Here is a 17807-nt window from a genome sequence, read left to right as displayed (position 1 = left end):
GAACGACCCGCATGGGCCCTTTGACCGCCCGAAGATCCCGAACCTGCGCGTCGCTCGCTGCGGCGTTCGCGCTCATCGCCCTCGTGACGGGCGGCTGCTCGCACAGTGAAGCCGAGGTCCGCGTCAATAACGCCTTCCCCACGCCGATGACCCTGGCCGTCGCACCTATCCTCAACTTCAGCGGTGATTTCAATCTCGATCCCATCAAGACCGCCGACCTCCTCGCCTCCGAACTCTCCTTCGTCGAAGGCGTCACGGTCCTGCCGGTCAACCGCGTCATCGCCGTTCTCGCGGCGCAGGGCAAGCAGCAGATCGAATCTCCGGCACACGCCCTCGCCGTTACGGAAGCCGTCGGTGCCGACGCGATCATCGTCGCCGGAATTACGGAATACGACGCCTACACGCCCATCGTCGGCGTGGCCGTCCAGATCTACGAACTTCAGAATGCAGCCACCGAACATCTCGACGCCGTGCAGGCTGCCCGCCAGGCGGAGCCCTTTGCCGTCTCGCAAATGGCCCAGGCCGAGATGCCGATCGGCCAGGTACAGGTGGTCTACAACGCCGCCCACGCCCATGTGACCGACGCCGTGCGGAAATATGCCGCACTACGCAGCGAAGGCGATCAAAACCTCGGCTGGCGGCAGTATCTCAAAGTCCAAACGCTCTTTATCCGATTCTGCTGGCACGACGCCCTCAGCCGACTAATGGCCCAGCATCGATGTCCGCGGATAGCAGCGGCAGAGGCGACCACCACGGAGAGTCCGACATGACTGAGACGGTCCGGCAATTATCGCTGGTTAAGGGAAAACACCGGTTTTTGTTCCGCTACCAGCCCGGCAACGAGGCGGACGTCATTGCCGCCTTCGCCGGCCTCGCCAGCGACGCCGAAAGCGATTTTGACTGGTTTGACGCGGCCGTCCTGAGTTATCAGATGGGACGCAGAATAGAATTAGAGTTAGATGAAGCCCGGTCAGGGTAAGACCGATAGGTGAAGCGTCCGGGGTATCGGCCCTGGAACTCGACAGCGCCCCTAGACCCGGCGCGAGAGTGTTCGATGGGGGTGGGCAAGGCCAGGAGTGCGGCTGAGCCAGGTTGAATACGATACGGAAAGACAATCGCCCAAAAGAGTTCCGCGACATGAGTCAAGAACATCCGCTCGTCACAGACTTCCTTAACTACCTCCGCTTTGAGCGGCACTTCTCGCCCCACACCGGCAAGTGCTATGCGGCGGACCTGTACCAGTTCAGCCAGTTCCTGGTCGGTGGCCCGACCGCCGCCGCGCAGGCCAGCTTGCCGATCAAGCGCCCCGCCCCGACCTCCTTCGGCGGAGGCGGCGGGACTGCCGTTGCCACGGCTCCGGCCGCGGTCGCGACCGGTGACACTGAGCAGGTTCGGCAGAAGCTCCTGGCCGCCGACGCCAATCAGATCCGCTCGTTCCTCACGTTCCTTACGGAGCGCGAATACTCCAAGGCGACGGCCGCTCGAAAGCTCGCCACGCTGCGCAGCTTCTACAAGTTCTGCCTGCGCCGGGGCTATATCTCGACGAACCCCGTCGCTTCGATTCGAACGCCCAAGCAGGAAAAACGCCTGCCGAAGTTCCTCGAAGTCGAGCAGATTCAGAAGCTCCTGACCACGCCTGACGACACGACGCTCCTCGGCGCCCGCGACCGGGCCATGCTCGAGACGCTCTACTCGACGGGCGTGCGCGTGAGCGAACTCGTCGCCCTGAACATTGCCGATGTCGACATCCCCGGCGAATGCCTGCGGATCCGCGGCAAGGGGCGCAAGGAACGCGTCACGCCGATCGGCCCCACCGCCCTGGTGGCGATCCGCCGGTATATGGAAATGCGGGCCAACGACCCGCGCAGCGCGACCTTCGACCATCAGCCGCTCTACGTGAACAAGCACGGTCAGCGGCTCAGCACCCGAAGCGTCCGCCGCAAGCTCGACAAGTACCTGATCATGTGCGGCCTCGATCCGTCGATCAGCCCGCACACCCTGCGGCACACCTTCGCCACGCACATGCTCAACAACGGCGCCGATCTCCGCAGCGTCCAGGAGCTGCTCGGACATCAGTCCATCAGCACGACGCAGGTCTACACGCACGTGACGACGACGCAACTCAAGAAGGACTACGACAACAGCCACCCGCGCTCGTAAGAACCGGGCACAGTTTTTCGCGAGAACTCAGGCGGGCAGTCGATCGGAGGATCGGCTGCCCGTTGTCGTTGAAGGGGGCGACGTGCTAGATGACCTTTTCCACGTCACGAAGAATCTGCACGAGTTCCTTGGCCATGTCCGCCGGTTCCCCCGTCAGCATCCGTCCCGGCGGCCGCGGCGGCGGTGGCGCGAACTCTCCCATCCAGGTGCCGACGGCCTCCTTACCAAGGTCGGCGGCCGACAGACCAAGCGCGGCGGCGTTCTTCGTCTCGACGGGTCGCTTTTTGGCCTTCATCAAACCCGGCAAGGACGGGTAGCGCGCTTCGCACAATCCCTTGTCGATGGTCAGCAAGCACGGCAATTTGATGTCGACAACCTCCTCCGCCCCTTCGACGCGGCGGCGGATCGTCGCGGACTTGAAATCGCCACCCCATTCGATCGCCGTGACCGCCCCCACGTGCGGCCAGCCAAGACATTCGGCGAGTGCCGGCCCGACTTGCCCGCTGTCGTAGTCGATGGCGTGCTTACCGGCCAGTACAATGTCGTAGCCGCCGTCCTTGACCGCCGCGGCAATGACGCGCGCCGTAGCCAGCTCATCAATCCCATTGAAAAGTTCGTCGCAAAGATGGACGCCATGATCGACGCCCATCGCATAGGCCGTGCGAATGACCTCCACGGCAGCCGCCGGCCCGACCGTCAGCGTCGTGATCTGCGCGGCCGCGCCGGGATTCTTCTCCTTAATCTGTAAAGCCGCCTCCACGGCGAACTCGCAGAACGGGTTCATCACAAACTTCACGCCCGTCGTCTCAATCCCCGAGCCATCCGCCTTGACCTTGATTGCGGTCGTTGATTCGGGAACGTGTTTTGCCAGTGCGAGAATCTTCATCGATTTTCTACTTCTTGTGCGCCAATATCACATCCACCAACTGCCCAATCCCCTCGCCGTGCGACGCCACCGTCTTGACCACCGGCCTCTTTGCGCCGAGGGTTTCTTTGATCTGTGCCTCCAGTCGATCCGCCCCGGGCAAGTCCGCCTTGTTGATGACGAAAATGTCCGCGACCTCGGTAATCCCTGCCTTCTCCAGCTGCAACTCGTCGCCGGCCCCCGGCATCATCACCAGAACGAGCGGCGAAGCCCAATGCCGCACCGTCACATCGTTCTGACCAGCCCCCACCGTCTCGATCAGGAGCACGTCGACCTTTGACTGTGCAATGGCCCGGACCATCGTACCCGTCGTCGGGGCCAGACCCCCCAACTCGCCTCGGCTGGCGGAGGATCGCAGGAACACGCCCGGATCGCCTGCCGCCTGGGTCATTCGCGCGCGATCACCGAGCAGCGCGCCTCCCGTCAACGGGCTGGCGGGATCGACCGCGACCACGGCCACTTGCTTCTCGCGCGAGCGCAGTTCCTTGAGCAACCGGCCGATGAGCGTGCTCTTTCCCACGCCCGGCGCGCCGGTGACGCCAACCACGATCGCCCCGCCGCCTTGGGCCGGTAGACGCTTGGCGATCTGCTCCTGCGACGGGGCAGTCTCGATCCAGGTCAGCACCTGACCGAGCGCGATGCGGTCACCTCTCCCCGACGCGTCGATCCACCGTTCGAGCGTACCATTTTGATGTGCGGACTGCCGAGCAGTTTTTGTCTTCGCAGCCTGCTCTTTAACGACGCGGACAATCTCCTCCATCGGCGCCTCGGTCTCGAGGATCGCCGCGGCCCCGGCCTTCTCCATCTCCGGCACGTCGGGCTTGGGGATGATTCCGCCGAGCACCACGGGAATATCGCGCCGCCCGAGCCGCGTCAGTTCATCCATGATGAGCGGGACGAGTGTCAGATGCGCGGCACTATGGAAGCTGACGCCGATGACATCGACGTCTTCCTCAATCGCCGCCTTTGCCGCCGCCGCCGGCGTCTGCCACAGCCCCGTGTAAATCACCTCCAGCCCCGCATCGCGCAGCCCCCGCGCCAACACCTTGACCCCGCGGTCATGGCCATCGAGGCCGACCTTGGCGAGGAGAATTCTGACCGGGGATTCGTTCATCTAACCCTTTTCTTGGAATGTGTTTATATCCGCTCCATTCCGCCGCCATCGGCGAAAAGACTGGATGCAAACCGGCATCATGGCACAGAATCTCCCCTGCGCCAAGACAGCCCTGGGTCCGGTTTGCTTTGCGAAACTCGCTGACTCGGCCGCACAACGCAGATTCCACTGGTCCCCAAGTTCGGCCGCGCCGCGGCGGTCATTCGTCGCGGCACCGATCCAAACCAGCTTCACTCAAGGCAGGTTATTTATTTAGGGCCTGGGGAGCACCTGGGCCAGGCCCGGTTCCAAATGCCAATAGAGAAAGACCTTCTGGTGGGGCAACATTTGGTCGGCCAACAACCGAAATACTGTCTTGTTCCACGGCGACATGTCCAATCGAATCGTGTCGAGATAAACAATGTCGTCGTGCGTCAGATATCCGATGTCACCACCCATGCCGTCCTTATCCACCATTTGGAAACCCCCAGGCGTTTCCCATTCCAGGTACATCCCGGGTGCGAGCGTGTCCTGCGGCAGCCCTTCGATGATGGACATCAACGCCGGTTCGAAGACGAGCTCGATGTGCGTCGGCGCCATGCAGCCCGCGGCGCTTTCCGCTCCTTCGGGGACCAAGGTCAGGGAACGCATCGGGAGGGTCCCGCAGTTGGGTTCCAGAGTTGTCACTTTGCCGGGAACCGATGGCTCGTTCCAGTTCGGCTGCATGCCCATCGAAACAACCAGCACCAGACACAACGCAACAAGAAAGATAATGCCCGCCTTGATTTGTACTCTCATGGTAGTCACCTCAAAGATGGAGTTTCGATCTGTCTACGCGACTCGCCTGTTCGTCCCCCCACCGGAAGCAACAGAATGCTTGGACCTCACCTCCCTTCGCGTCTCGTTTCTTGTCCTACCCGGCGGCGTTGCGCAACCCTCCAATCCACGTCACAAGCTGCACGGGAGCTACACCGAGATTAGGACTAGCAATTCGCGTGCCAGTAACCCGCGATCAGCTCAACATTCGTAACGACAGGCACTTCTATCAAGCTGTTCGGATTACCCAAATAGGCACGCCCGGGTAAAATGGCGATATGGCCAAACTCCTGCTTTATCTCGACTCTTCGGTTTGGAATGCCTACTTCGACGATCACGTCCCAGACATCCAAGCGCACACTCGCGCATTCTTTGAAAGAATTAAGAAGGAGCCGGAGGTCGTCGCCCATGTCTCCGATGTCGTTTTTCAGGAGATGGCGAAAGCGCCGCAGGACCGAAAAACCAAGCTCGTCAGCCTAATCGGCGAGATTCAGCCCGCCCGCCTAGAATTGGATGACGAAGCTGGGTCGCTTGCGGATGCGTACATCCAGCACGGTGTCCTGCGAATGGGCCACCTTCTGGATGCGAGGCATGTTGCTATCGCGACGGTGTCGAAGGTTGGCATCCTGGTAAGCTGGAATTACCGACATCTCGTCAACCGGCGTCGGCGTGAAGCCTTCAATGGCGTCAACGCGATCTTGGGCTATCCGCCCATTGAGATTCTGAGCCCTCCGGAGGTCTTCGATGAATGACTTTGTGCCGCCGAGCCTTCAAGAAGTCTGGGATTGGAAGAAGGCCGCCGAGGAGGAAACTCGCGGAATGACGCGCGAGCAGCTTATCGAGTTCTATCGTCAGGCGGGCGATGAATTCGAAAAACAGTTGGGCGCAAGCCTACCGCGTCGGCCTCGCCCGCCTCGCGTGACCAAACTAATAACAAAAAACGCGGCCGAGCTTCGCAATCCCATTCATGAGTGATCACCCTAGCGGATCTCGATGCCATGGCCGAAACCATAACCAGACTCGAACAACTTCTTCAGCAACTCTCGCCTGGACTCCATCAGGAAGTCTATGAATTCGTTCGATCGCTGCTCCACAAGAGAAATGAGCCAAAATCGTTGCCGGCCAAGTTGAAATGGCGGGGTGCCCTCCGGGAACTTCGGGATCAGTTCACGTTGGTCGAGCTCCAGAATAGCGCCTACGAAACTGGAGCGAATAGGGGTGCGTTAGCAAGCTTGCTTTGAGTATTCTATTCTGAGGAAGAGTATCACGGAGTCAAATTATACATCTGGCTTCGAAACTTCTCCTGACGCGACTCTTGGAATGCGCATTCTCATGGGAGGATAACAGACCCAGACGATTAGATAGGATATGACGAACGCACCTGCGAACATTCCGAAAAACTCTGGAATAATTGCCGTCATGAGGTCGCCATGGGGCAAGCCATTAAGGTAAAGACCGTTGAGCACCATGAGACTCATCAAGATTTGAACAGCAACTCGACCCTTCTTTTTCCTATTTCTCAGGATCGCAATGTCGGCTGCGGTACTGGTTTTCGAGCGCCCGCTTGAAACGAGGGCGAGCACAATAATGGCGCCGAGGACAACGCACATTAGAACTACAGGTGTCGCCATCCTTAATTTCTCTGCCTCATCGGACGATGCGTTTGGCCGGGAAGCAATGTGCTCATTGCCGGAATCCAAGCCAGCTACTTGATTGTGTACCAACGGACCAGTAAACCGAAAGCCCCCGGCTAGAATCTCGAATTCCTCGCGAAACCTCTGCCACTCGTGAGGAACGGTACGAAAAGTTAGAGTAAAAACAAAACCCTGTCGAATTGTAATCACTTGAAGCTGTTGTATTGGAATCTTTAAGTTGAGGCTCGTATGTTCGACGGAACTCTCGTAGAAAACCGCCGCCTGGCTGCAGAGTGTCGTCTGGCCCGAATCAAGAATTTTTGCTCTTAAACCTGCCTTCTTCAAGTCTGCTAAAACGCCTTTTGGGTCAACTCCATTCCGTGCAAACTCCTGGGGATGCATCGAGGCAAGCCCAGAAACAAAATGTACGACTATACCGAAGTCCGCCCAAGTATCTTCATCAACGAATTCGAGTTTTAGTACAGTTCTGCTGTCTGAACTTTCAATCGCTCGCCAATTTGAAGTATATCCAATAGAGAACCTTTCTTCGGGATCCCTGAATATGTGTATTTCATCAGCATGAACGCTGGCAAGCTGACTTGAAAGCGCCAAATAGCTCGCATAGGCTAGAATGTAGATTCGATGAACTGACTTGGCTTCAATCATCACCTTGCGCTACCAAATCTGTCCGGTATCAAACCGCCCCAGCGCCAGCTCCAGCGCCCCCATCATCTCACCGACGGTCGCGTACGCCTTCGCTCCTTCGATGAGCGCTGGCATCACGTTCGTACCGGCATTCGCGTCAGCCGTAATGCGGGAGAGCGAGGATTTCACCTTCGCGATGTCGCGAGTGGCCTTCATCCGCTTGATGTTGCCCACCACCTCCGCTTCAACTTCATTACCGATCTTGAGGACATCGATCTGCGGGCCGTCGTCGTCCGTGTAATCCGTCACGCCGACGAGCTTCTTGTCGCCGCGTTCCACGGCCTGGTTGTATTTGTAAGCCGCGTCGGCGATCTCGCGGCGAACGTAACCGTTCTCGATGGCCGCGATCATTCCGCCCATCTCGTCGATTTCCTCGATGTATTCGCGGGCCTCCGCCTCCAACTGGTTCGTCAGCGACTCGACAAAATAACTCCCGCCGAGCGGATCGACCGTATTCGTCACCCCGGTCTCATAGGCCAGCACCTGCTGCGTCCGCAACGCCAGCGTCACAGCGTGCTCCGTCGGCAGGCAGACCGTCTCGTCCATGCTGTTAGTGTGCAGGCTTTGGCAACCACCGAGGACCCCGGCCATCGCCTGATAGGCGACGCGCATGAGATTCACGTGCGGCTGTTTGGAATAGAGGCTGCAACCGGCCGTCTGGGCGTGGAAGCGGAGCCACATCGACCGCTCGTTCTTCGCCCCGAACCGTTCTTTCATGTACCACGCCCACAGCCGCCGGGCGGCGCGGAACTTGGCGATCTCCTCGAAGAAATCGTTGTGGCTGTTAAAGAAAAACGACAGCCGCGGGGCGAACGAATCGATATCCATGCCGCGATCGACGCACGATTGAGCATAGGCAAGACCGTCGCCCAGGGTAAACGCCAACTCCTGACCGGCCGTCGAGCCGGCCTCGCGGATGTGATAACCGCTGACCGACACGGCGTTGTACTGCGGTAATTCCTTCGCACAAAACTCGATCGTATCGGCGACGAGACGGACGCTCTCGGCTGGGGGAAAGACGAACTCGTTCTGAGCATGAAACTCCTTGAGGATATCGTTCTGGCAGGTACCGCGAAGGTCCTTTCGGGCCACGCCCTCCTTGTCTGCGGTGGCGATGTAAAACGCGATCAAAATCGCCGCCGGGGCGTTGATCGTCATGGAAACAGAGACGTCGCCGAGATTGATCCCATCGAACAACACCTCATAATCCGCCAGCGAACTGATCGCCACGCCGCAGCGCCCGACCTCACCGACCGACAGCGGATCGTCCGCATCTCGTCCCATCAGCGTGGGCAAATCAAACGCCGTGGACAGGCCGGTCTGTCCCCTCGCCATGAGAAACTTGAACCGCTCATTGGTCTGCCGGGCCGACCCGAAACCGGCGAACTGTCGCATCGTCCAAAGCTTTTTCCGATACAGATCGCGATGCACCCCGCGCGTGAACGGGTACTCGCCGGGATCACCGAGGTGCGTCTCGTAGTCCACCTCCGCGATGTCCTCGGGCCGGTAGACCGTCTGAACCGGTCGTCCGGAGATGGTGCTGTGCTTGTTGATTTCGCCGGGATGGTGCGTCTCTTTTTGCTGAATCATGCGTTGTCCTCGCTACGAGGCATTTTAGCGGGAAGGCGCCGAAGGGAGAATCCCAACCGGAATCACGAGGTCTTCCCTTACAGCGCCCCCGCCCAGCTCGGTTGCCGCTTTTCGAGAAACGCCTTCAACCCCTCGCGCGATTCCTCCCCGCGGAAGGCCTTGCCGAAGCATTCCGCCTCCCCGGCGAAGCCCTTCTCCAGCCACGACGCCTCGTGAGCGCAGAGCACATGCTTGGCTAACCGCACCGCCGACGGCCCGTTGGAGAGAATCCCCTTGGCCAGCCGATCCGTCGTCGCCGCCAGTTCACCCGCCGGCACGCATTCGTCCACCAGACCGGCCGCCGCCGCAACCTCCCCGGTCAGCGGTTCGCCGGTCAGCAGCATCCGCCGCACGCGCGCCGGACCGACCAGCGAAAACGCCCTCGGTGTTCCGCCCCAGCCGGGGATAAGTCCAAGACGCACTTCCGGAAACCCGATGGTCGCCGTGTCCGCCATCACGCGAAGATCGCAGGCCAGCGCGAGTTCGCACCCGCCGCCCAATGCCGCCCCGTTGATCGCCGCGATCGTCACAGCGTGATCGAAGTTGGCGACGCGATTCATGAACCGCTGTCCGCGGCGGGCGACCTCTTTTCCGGCATCTCCCGGAGCGTTGGCCAACTCGTCAATGTCCGCGCCCGCAATAAACGTCCGGCCCTCGCCCGTGAATATCAGGACGCGAATGTCCGGCTGCTGCGCGATTTCATCCAGCCGCGCCTCGACCGCCGCCATTACCGGCACGGAAAGCAGGTTGATTCCGTCGTCCCCGCGAAACGTGATGCGCGCGACCTGTCCATTCGCCTCAAAGAGAACGTCTGTGTGACTCATTTCGACAGCCCTTTCGAAATCGCCTCTTCCCAGGTTGCGGCTCGCAGAATGCGAATGAACGCGCCGCACGAACGTGCGGCCATGCGCCGCCCCACTTACGCCGAATACACGTGGAACCCACGTCCCGACTTTCGGCCCAGCCAGCCCGCGTCCACCATCTTTTTCAGCAAGGGACACGGGCGGAATTTCGGATCGCCCAGATCGCGGTACAGCACGTCCAGGATATTCAAGCAAACATCCACCCCGATGAAATCCGCCAGCGTCAGCGGGCCCATCGGGAAGTTGCAGCCCTGTTTCATGATCTCGTCGATGGTCTCCGCGTCCGCCACGTTCTCCATCAGCGCGAACGCCGCCTCGTTGATCATCGGCATCAACACGCGATTGCTCACAAATCCCGGCATGTCGTTGCACCGCAGCGGGTTCTTGCCCATCTGCTTCGCCAGCGCTTCGACCGCCTCGATCGTTGCGGCATCCGTTTGCAGGCCGCGAATCACCTCAACCAGCGTCATCAACGGCACGGGATTGAAAAAGTGCATCCCGATGAACTTCGTAGGCCGATCCGTCGCCGCCGCCAGCTTGGTGATGCTGATGCTGCTCGTGTTGCTCGCCAGGATCGCCGCAGTCGACAGGCGCGGTTGAACCTGCTTGTACAGCGCGACCTTGGCCTCAAAGTTCTCAAAGATCGCCTCGATCACGATGCCCACCTTGGGCCACGCGATCTCGTCGAGCGAGGAGCACGATTTCAAATTGGACTTCGCGCCGCCGGCCTTGTCGGCGGGGAGCTTGCCCTTCTCGACAAGTTTGCCCAGGCTCTTGTCGATCTCCGCCAGGGCCTTCTTCACCTGTTCGGGGCTGACATCGTAGAGGTACGTCGTAAGCCCGGCAGTCGCGGAGACCTGCGCGATCCCCCGGCCCATGGTACCGGTACCGATGATGACAGCCGATTCGATTCCCATTCCAAGTCCATGCTGCGAAGGCAGCGTCAGAATGGCCCATTATAACGGAACCAAATTGGCGAGCCAATCGAAACCGGCGGGAAAAAGGACCTGTATCCTGCGGAAATCCCGGGGCTTACGGACGCTCAATGAGCATCGCCACCGCGTTCCCCCCGCCCAGACACAACGTCGCGATGCCGCGCTTAAGGTTCCGCTCCTCCAGCGCGTTGATCAGCGTCGCCAGCACCCGCGCCCCGCTGCACCCAATCGGATGTCCCAGCGCGATCGCCCCGCCGAAGACGTTCACGCGCTCGTGGGAAATCTCCAGCCCGCGCATGCACGCCACCATCTGTGCCGCAAACGCCTCGTTGATCTCGAACAGATCGATGTCGGAGAGCTTGAGCCCCGCCTTATCGACGAGCTGCCGCACCGCACCGACCGGCGCCATGAACAGTTCTTTTGGCTCGACGCCGTAGGTCGTATGCGCCACGATCCGCGCCCGAATCGGCCAGCCGCGCTGTTTGGCGACATCTTCCGACGCCAAAAGCGCCATCGCCGCGCCGTCCGTGAGCTGCGACGAGTTGCCCGCCGTCACCGTCCCCGCGGGATCGAACGCCGGCTTAAGCTTGGCCAGGTCCGCCATCGTGACGCCGTGGCGGATCGACTCATCCTCGGAGAATACGACGGTCTCCTTCTTATTCACGATCTCGATCGGGGCGATGGAATTCTTGAACTTCCCGGACTTCTGCGCTTCGGACGCCCGACGATGGCTCTCCACAGCGAAGGCGTCCTGGTCCCCGCGCGTCACGTTGTATTTCTTTGCCGTGTACTCGGCCGCGAACCCCATGTGCCAACCTTCGAAGGGGCAGGTCAGCCCGTCGGCGATCATTCCATCCTCCAGCTTGATATCGCCGAACTTGGTCGCGCCAGTCCGCGTCCCGCGGACGTAGTAGGGCGCGTTGGACATGCTCTCCATCCCCCCGGTCAGAATGATCTTCGCCTGATCGAGCCGGATGTTATTGTCGGCGTTCATCGCGGCACGGAGGCCGCTGCCGCACACCTGGTTCACCGTCACTGCGGTGATGGTCACTGGCAGTCCGGCCTTCAACGCTACCTGCCGCGCGGGGTTCTGCCCGACGCCGGCCTGCAGCACTTCGCCAATGAGGGCCCAGTCCACCATCTCGGGCGGACAGCCGACTTCCTTCAACAACGTCCTGGCCACGTGAGCGCCTATCTCCGGCGCGGTGAGGGGTGAAAGGGTCCCCAGGAACTTCCCCATGGGGCTTCGCTTGGCTCCGACAATTACACTTCGAGGCATAACCAGTTGCTCCCGCTACGCTTTACCACGACCGCTACGCGCGGTCCCGCTCACTCGTATTATAAGGAGCCGCCGGGCAAGAGGGGATTTCAGCGAAGTGCCCAAAAAGGAAACAAAAAGAGGCTCAGCGATTTTCCGCCAAGCCTCTCTTTTCGACATTTCAACTGTCAGATCAGCGACTACGGCGTCTGCCGTTCCTGATCTTCGCGGGATGACTCGTCGCGTTCCATGTCCTCAGCTTCCCGCCGGCTCTCGTTTTCCCGGCCCTGTCCCGTCGACTGGGCTCGCGATCCAGGATTGCCCTGCCGTTGGCGCTCCTGATCCGACTGGCCCTGGCCCTGATTCTGCCTTTGGCCTTGCTGGCCCTGGCCTTGGCCTTGGCCCTGGCCTTGACCCTGGCCGCTTCGACGGTCGCGATCCAAATCTTCTTGCGATCGGCCACCACTCTGTTGTGTAGGTTTCGTCGCCATAGTGTCATCCTCGTCTTTCTTCTCTGCTTCGCGCACAAGCGCGAAATGCAACATCTTAAGAGGCGCCACCGCGGCGTCTCACTCTTGGTTCCGTTCCTCCTGCTCGATGTTCGCCCGTTTGCGCGAGGGGGCTGCGGCCCCTCCGCGGACACTCCGGCCGCCGAGATTCCCATTGCGTCCACGGCCGTTGCCAGGTCGTTGGCGTTTGTTCTGCATGTTTTTTCTACGGTTCGGCATCGGTGGTATCTCCTGATTCTGTTCGAAGCACCCTATGTGCTGCGTCAAAAAAAGGTTAGCGCCCACCTTTAAATAGAGACTGAATTCAGGCTAACCGACCACGTTATTTCCCCACGACGAGATGAAACCGGACCCGGCAAGCAGGATGGTGGAAAGGATGCCAACGCTATCCCTGCTTCCGACAGTAAGCGTGGAATTTAAGATGTGTGGGGTGGATGGAGTGGACTAGATTTCCGTAAGTCGTTCGGGATGCCGAACCAGCGACTCTCCGATCGTCATGCGCTGCATCTCGCTGGTGCCCTCATAGATCTCGGTGATCTTCGCGTCGCGGAGATAACGCTCGACTTCGCCTTCGCGGCAATAGCCCATGCCGCCGAAGATCTGAATGGCCTGGTTGGCGCAAAACGACGCCGTCTCGGCGGCGAACACCTTGGCCATGGCGGGAATGTGCAGCGAATGCCCTTCTTGTTCCTTCATCCAGCAGCCCTTGTAGAGCAGCGCTCGCGATGCGGCGATCCGCGTCGCCATGTCCGCGATCTTCCACTGGATCGCCTGAAACTCCGACAGCGACTTGCCGAACTGCTTGCGCTGCATTGCATAATCGACCGACCGATCCAGCGCCGCCTCGGCGATCCCTAGTGCCTGCGCGGCAATCCCCAGCCGCCCGCCATCGATTGCCGTCAACGCGATCTTCAGGCCGTTGCCGCGCTCGCCGAGCATGTTCTCCGCGGGCACTTTGCAATTCTCGAAGATAATCTCCGTCGTGCTGCTGCCGCGAATGCCGAGCTTGTCCTCGTGCTTGCCGACGGTGATGCCGGGAGTGTCCTTGGGGACGATGAAGCAGCTGGCGTTCCGCCGCTCCGTATCCTCTGTCCGGCAAAAGAGCAGGATGATGTCCGCCTCCGCGCCGTTCGTCACCCACATCTTGGTGCCATTGATCACCCACTCGCCGCCCTTGAGATGGGCACGGCATTTCATGGCCCCGGCGTCGCTGCCCGAGCCGGCCTCGGACAGCGAGAAGCAGTTGAGCCACTCGCCGCTGGCCATCTTCGGGAGCCACTTTTTCTTTTGATCGTCCGTGCCGAATTTGAGAATGGGGTCGATCACCAGCGAATTCTGAACGCTGTTGATCACGCCGACCGAGGCATCCGCGTAAGACAATTCCTCGACCACGATCGCCGACGCCAGCGCATCCAACCCCGCCCCGCCATATTCCTCGGGTATGCAGATTCCCTGATAGCCCATCTCGCCGAGCTGCTTGATGACCTCCGCCGGAAACTCCCCCTTGATGTCCCGCTCCATCGCCCCCGGCGCGACGACGTTGCGCGCGAACTCGCGGATGCTGTCGCGCAGCATCACGTGGTCCTCATCCAGCTCATAGCCGAACGGGATCACCTCGCCTGCCATCGTCGCCGCATCACTCATCCTGTCACCCCACTCTAGGCCGCCGCCGTCCGTCGCTTGAATTCCGCCCGCGAAATGAGCATTCGCTGCACTTCGCTGGATCCCTCGCCGATCTCGCAGAGTTTGTTGTCGCGCAAGAGCCGTTCGACGCAAACGTCCTTCGTATATCCTGCGCCCCCGTGAATCTGGATCGATTCCCATCCAACTCGGCTGGCCATTTCGGATGCGAAGAGCTTGGCAATCGAGCACAGTTCCTTGTCCGGCCGGCCGGCATCATGCGTGCAGGCCGCTTGGCGAACCAGAAGCCGGGCCGCTTCCACCTGCGTCTCCATGTCTGCCAGCTTGAACTGGATAGCTTGATGCGAGTGCAACGGAACACCAAAGGTGTGCCGCTCGGCCGCATACTTGACCGCCTCTTCCAGACAGCCGCGGGCCAGCCCGACCGACAGAGACCCGATCGTGCACCGCCCCCGGTCCAGGACCCGCAGCGCGTCAACATACCCGGCGTGCAGTTCGCCGCACAGGTTCTCCTCGGGGATTTCGCAATTTTCGAGCGTCACGGGGACCGTATCGCTGGCCCGCATCCCCATCTTGTCCTCGGGTTCCCCGATAATCAGTCCCGGGCGATCCCCCTCCACGATAAACGCGGAAATCGTCCGCGGTCCGCGCTCCGGCTTCGTCCGCGCCGTCACCACGAAGACGCCGGCGCGCTTGCCGTTCGTAATCCAGAACTTTCGCCCGTTGAGCACCCAGCCGTTCTTCGTCTTCTCCGCACGCGTGGTCAGCGCCTCGGCATCCGAACCGCAGTCCGGCTCGCTCAGACACCACGAACCAATAACCTCCCCCGTCGCCAGCCTGGGCAGCCACTTTTTCTTCTGTGCATCATTGCCCGCCAGCCGGATATGCGTCGTGCACAGCCCGCTGTGCGCCGCGACAAACAGCGCCGTTCCGCCACACCAGCGCGCGATCTCTTCCACCACGACCGTCATCGCCAGCAGGCCCTGGCCCGCGCCGCCATATTCCTCAGGGACGGTCACGCCCAACAGGCCGATCTTGCCCATTTCCGCGACCACTTCATCGGGCAGCCACTTCTTCGCATCCCACTCGCGGGCAAATGGAGCGATCCGTTCGGCCGCAAAGCTCCGCGTCAGATCGCGAAAGGCGACTAATTCTTCCGGAAGATTGAATTCCACGTTTCGTCAGCCCTCAATAACAACCAAGGGGATTCCGTCAGAAACCCCCATTCTATGCGACAGCGGCGCAGCGTCAAAGCCGCCCGTCGGACGCCATCAAGTGGCCTGAAGCGAAGACCGGCCTCGCTCGTCCGTGGAGACGGCCCAAACGGCGTTAACCGGATCCTGTCCGAGAAGGAGCGTCCAGCCGCCGGTCGATGCCTCCGACAGGAGCCGTGCCTTATTTTGCATATTCTCGAACGGCATCAGGTCGTACGCCATGTTATGCCGCAGGCCGACATGGGCCGACGTCGGCATCAGGTCCGCCGGCAATACCGCCTGCCGCCCGCCGCTGGAAAACACTACTCCCTGCTGATGCCGAGTGTGGCCGGGAAGCACGCGCACCGAGACGCACGGCGCGATCTCTGCCTCGCCATCCGCGAAAGCAAGCACCCCGGCCCGCTCCAACGGCTCCAAATTTTCTTTTCGATACGTCCCGGTCATCACGGCATGTCCTTCAACGGCATCCTGCCACTCTCCGCGCTGCACAACGTACTTGGCCCGCGGAAAAGTAGGAACATACCCGCCGCGCCCGTCCGGCATCGTCGCGCCCCCGGCATGGTCGAAGTGGAGGTGGGTCAGAAGCACAAGGTTGATGGATTCCCGTTCGACCCCCGCCGCTGCAAGCGAATCGACGATCCAGTGGTCGCTGAAACTGAAGAACCCCTGCTCCTTCTCGCTGTACTTGATCTTGGGGCCGGTTCCGGACTCCACAAGAATTCGCTGTCCGCCCGTCTCCACCAGAAAGCAACTCGTCGCCAGCGGGATGCGGTTGGCCTCGTCGACCTCCACCACCTTCGACCACAGCGGCTTGGGAATAATGCCGAACATGGCCCCGCCGTCGAGCCACAGATGACCCCCGTCGAGTATGGTCACGATCAGGTCGCCGACGGTGGCACGCGGCGGAGTGGCTATTGGTCCTCGTCGAGCGGTGGTCATCGTCACCTGTTGAGTCCTGTTGAGCCGGAGAGCATTCTATTGTCTAATCTCGCCCCCGCACCAAGGAAGCGGCCACCAAGGAGTCTTTTGATGTTGCTTGCAGAGAAACTGGCCCACTGGACCCACCGGCTCAAACATACCGACCTGACACCCGCGGCGATCCACGAGGTGAAACGCCGCTTCATCGACTCGCTGGGGACCGCGTTGGGGGCCTATCGATCCAAGCCTGCGACAATCGCCCGTCAGACAGCCCTCGGCGTGCCGGCCGCAAGAGGGGGTTCAGTGGTCGTTGGAACGAAGCACCGCACGACGCCGGACCTTGCGGCCTTCGCCAACGGTGCCCACATTCGCTACCTGGATTACAACGACACCTACCTCTCCAAGGAACCAGCCCACCCGTCCGATAACATTGCAGCCACCTTGGCGGTCGCTCAAACCGCCGGGAGGTCCGGTCGCGACCTTATCCTCGCCACGGTCATCGCCTATGAAATCCAGTGTCGCCTGTGCGACGCAGCTTCGCTCCGGGCCAACGGCTGGGACCACGTCACATACGGGGCGTTTAGTTCGACCCTGGGGGCCGCAAAACTCTGGGGCCTCTCCACAGAGCAGATGGTCCACGCCCAGGGGCTCGCCGGCGTCTGCAATATCGCCACCCGCCAGACCCGCACCGGCCAGATCTCCATGTGGAAGGCCTGCGCCTTCTCCAACGCCGCTCGCAACGCCGTCTTCGCCGCCAACCTCGCCCGCCAGGGCTTCACCGGCCCGCACGAGATCTTCGAAGGCCCCAAGGGCGTGTTCAAGATGCTCACCGGCCGCAAATTCGACGTGAAGCTCGGCTCCAAATCGACCGGCTACATGATCAACAAGACCTACATCAAGTTTTGGCCCGCGGAATACCACGCCCAAAGTTCGATCGACGCGGCCCTCCAGATCCGCCGCCGCTTTCTCGACGACGGCTACACCTGGAAGGACATCCGCAAGCTGGAAATGGAGTCTTTCGAGGCCGCCGTCTCCATCATCGGTAGCGAGCCTGAAAAATGGCGCCCTACCAGCCGCGAGACGGCCGACCATAGCATGGGCTACATGACCGTCGCCGCCCTGATCGACGGCGACGTCACGCGGGAGACCTTCTCGCCGAAAAAGTTCACCGACAAGAAGTACCTCAAGCTCCTCGACCACACGACCATTGTTGAAGCCGCCGACCTCAATCGCGGTTACCCCGACGGCATCCCCAACCGGCTCAAGGTCCGCATGGCGGACGGCAGGGTCTACGAAAAAACCGTCAAATACCCGCGCGGCCACGCCGGCAACCCCATGTCCGACGACGAGGTCGAGCGAAAGTTCCGCACTCTTGCCGAAGGCGTTGTGTCCGCCCGAGCCCAGGACCGGCTCCTGGACCAGATGTGGTCGCTCGATCGACTCCGCGACGTCAAAGCGCTCTGGCAATTCGACGTGGTCGCCGGGCGAACACGCTGAGCCGAATTCT

19 protein-coding genes are annotated in these 17807 nt (G+C 60.9%); 8 read left to right on the top strand and 11 right to left on the bottom strand.

Annotated features, from left to right (window positions below; genetic code table 11):
* The first annotated feature begins 11 nt into the window (after nucleotides 1-11).
* The 3 genes from VJZ71_15060 to xerA all read left to right on the top strand — a co-directional run bounded on the left by VJZ71_15060 (nucleotide 12) and on the right by xerA (nucleotide 2160).
* Nucleotides 12-770, top strand: coding sequence for a hypothetical protein (locus VJZ71_15060; GenBank protein HKQ49388.1), 759 nt, complete (start codon nucleotides 12-14; stop codon nucleotides 768-770).
* Nucleotides 767-979 (top strand): hypothetical protein, encoded by a 213-nt coding sequence (locus VJZ71_15055; GenBank protein ID HKQ49387.1) that lies wholly within the window; start codon nucleotides 767-769, stop codon nucleotides 977-979. Before VJZ71_15060 ends, VJZ71_15055 begins: the two co-directional genes overlap by 4 nt.
* Before the next feature lie 158 nt (nucleotides 980-1137).
* Nucleotides 1138-2160, top strand: a complete 1023-nt coding sequence (gene xerA / locus VJZ71_15050) for a site-specific tyrosine recombinase/integron integrase (GenBank protein HKQ49386.1) — start codon at nucleotides 1138-1140, stop codon at nucleotides 2158-2160.
* Between the two features lie 85 nt (nucleotides 2161-2245).
* Here xerA and VJZ71_15045 read toward each other — a convergent pair whose 3' ends face one another.
* From VJZ71_15045 to VJZ71_15035, 3 genes are all read right to left on the bottom strand, one after another.
* Complete coding sequence (locus tag VJZ71_15045; GenBank protein HKQ49385.1) at nucleotides 2246-3046, bottom strand: electron transfer flavoprotein subunit beta/FixA family protein; 801 nt, start codon at nucleotides 3044-3046, stop codon at nucleotides 2246-2248.
* Between the two features lie 7 nt (nucleotides 3047-3053).
* Entirely contained in the window at nucleotides 3054-4199 is a 1146-nt protein-coding gene (gene meaB / locus VJZ71_15040; protein ID HKQ49384.1) for a methylmalonyl Co-A mutase-associated GTPase MeaB, read from the bottom strand.
* 252 nt (nucleotides 4200-4451) lie between these two features.
* Nucleotides 4452-4976, bottom strand: coding sequence for a hypothetical protein (locus tag VJZ71_15035; protein HKQ49383.1), 525 nt, complete (start codon nucleotides 4974-4976; stop codon nucleotides 4452-4454).
* Between the two features lie 296 nt (nucleotides 4977-5272).
* Here VJZ71_15035 and VJZ71_15030 point away from each other — a divergent pair, with 296 nt between their 5' ends.
* From VJZ71_15030 to VJZ71_15020, 3 genes are read left to right on the top strand one after another with little or no spacing between them, the layout of a single operon-like run.
* Nucleotides 5273-5746, top strand: a complete 474-nt coding sequence (locus tag VJZ71_15030) for a hypothetical protein (GenBank protein HKQ49382.1) — start codon at nucleotides 5273-5275, stop codon at nucleotides 5744-5746.
* On the top strand, nucleotides 5739-5969 hold the full coding sequence (locus VJZ71_15025) for a hypothetical protein (GenBank protein ID HKQ49381.1): 231 nt from the start codon (nucleotides 5739-5741) through the stop codon (nucleotides 5967-5969). Before VJZ71_15030 ends, VJZ71_15025 begins: the two co-directional genes overlap by 8 nt.
* 23 nt (nucleotides 5970-5992) lie before the next feature.
* Nucleotides 5993-6235 (top strand): DUF2281 domain-containing protein, encoded by a 243-nt coding sequence (locus VJZ71_15020; protein ID HKQ49380.1) that lies wholly within the window; start codon nucleotides 5993-5995, stop codon nucleotides 6233-6235.
* Nucleotides 6236-6271: 36 nt separating this feature from the next.
* On the opposite strand, the gene VJZ71_15015 is transcribed toward VJZ71_15020, so the two are convergent.
* The 5 genes from VJZ71_15015 to VJZ71_14995 form a co-directional block, all read right to left on the bottom strand.
* On the bottom strand, nucleotides 6272-7294 hold the full coding sequence (locus VJZ71_15015) for a hypothetical protein (GenBank protein ID HKQ49379.1): 1023 nt from the start codon (nucleotides 7292-7294) through the stop codon (nucleotides 6272-6274).
* A gap of 9 nt (nucleotides 7295-7303) precedes the next feature.
* Nucleotides 7304-8923, bottom strand: coding sequence for a methylmalonyl-CoA mutase family protein (locus tag VJZ71_15010; protein ID HKQ49378.1), 1620 nt, complete (start codon nucleotides 8921-8923; stop codon nucleotides 7304-7306).
* Between the two features lie 77 nt (nucleotides 8924-9000).
* Nucleotides 9001-9786 carry an enoyl-CoA hydratase-related protein gene (locus VJZ71_15005; protein HKQ49377.1) on the bottom strand — a complete coding sequence of 262 codons (786 nt, stop codon included), beginning with the start codon at nucleotides 9784-9786 and terminating at the stop codon, nucleotides 9001-9003.
* Nucleotides 9787-9881: 95 nt separating this feature from the next.
* Nucleotides 9882-10742: a 3-hydroxyacyl-CoA dehydrogenase NAD-binding domain-containing protein gene (locus VJZ71_15000; protein ID HKQ49376.1), complete on the bottom strand. Its 861-nt coding sequence runs from the start codon at nucleotides 10740-10742 to the stop codon at nucleotides 9882-9884.
* Nucleotides 10743-10857: 115 nt separating this feature from the next.
* Nucleotides 10858-12039, bottom strand: a complete 1182-nt coding sequence (locus VJZ71_14995; protein HKQ49375.1) for a thiolase family protein — start codon at nucleotides 12037-12039, stop codon at nucleotides 10858-10860.
* Nucleotides 12040-12347: 308 nt separating this feature from the next.
* Between VJZ71_14995 and VJZ71_14990 the strand changes: the two genes are divergently transcribed.
* Nucleotides 12348-12818 (top strand): hypothetical protein, encoded by a 471-nt coding sequence (locus VJZ71_14990; GenBank protein ID HKQ49374.1) that lies wholly within the window; start codon nucleotides 12348-12350, stop codon nucleotides 12816-12818.
* A gap of 153 nt (nucleotides 12819-12971) precedes the next feature.
* Here VJZ71_14990 and VJZ71_14985 read toward each other — a convergent pair whose 3' ends face one another.
* The 3 genes from VJZ71_14985 to VJZ71_14975 form a co-directional block, all read right to left on the bottom strand.
* Nucleotides 12972-14171, bottom strand: a complete 1200-nt coding sequence (locus VJZ71_14985) for an acyl-CoA dehydrogenase family protein (protein ID HKQ49373.1) — start codon at nucleotides 14169-14171, stop codon at nucleotides 12972-12974.
* A gap of 14 nt (nucleotides 14172-14185) precedes the next feature.
* Nucleotides 14186-15343 carry an acyl-CoA dehydrogenase family protein gene (locus VJZ71_14980; GenBank protein HKQ49372.1) on the bottom strand — a complete coding sequence of 386 codons (1158 nt, stop codon included), beginning with the start codon at nucleotides 15341-15343 and terminating at the stop codon, nucleotides 14186-14188.
* 96 nt (nucleotides 15344-15439) lie between these two features.
* Nucleotides 15440-16321, bottom strand: coding sequence for an MBL fold metallo-hydrolase (locus VJZ71_14975; GenBank protein HKQ49371.1), 882 nt, complete (start codon nucleotides 16319-16321; stop codon nucleotides 15440-15442).
* A 90-nt stretch (nucleotides 16322-16411) separates the two neighbouring features.
* Between VJZ71_14975 and VJZ71_14970 the strand changes: the two genes are divergently transcribed.
* The gene (locus tag VJZ71_14970) at nucleotides 16412-17797 is read left to right on the top strand and encodes an MmgE/PrpD family protein (protein ID HKQ49370.1); all 1386 of its coding nucleotides are present in this window, start codon (nucleotides 16412-16414) and stop codon (nucleotides 17795-17797) included.
* Nucleotides 17798-17807: the final 10 nt, after the last annotated feature.

This window comes from Phycisphaerae bacterium (assembly GCA_035275405.1).
Lineage (GTDB): Bacteria > Planctomycetota > Phycisphaerae > UBA1845 > UTPLA1 > DATEMU01.
This window is presented reverse-complemented; position numbering and strand designations above follow the sequence as displayed.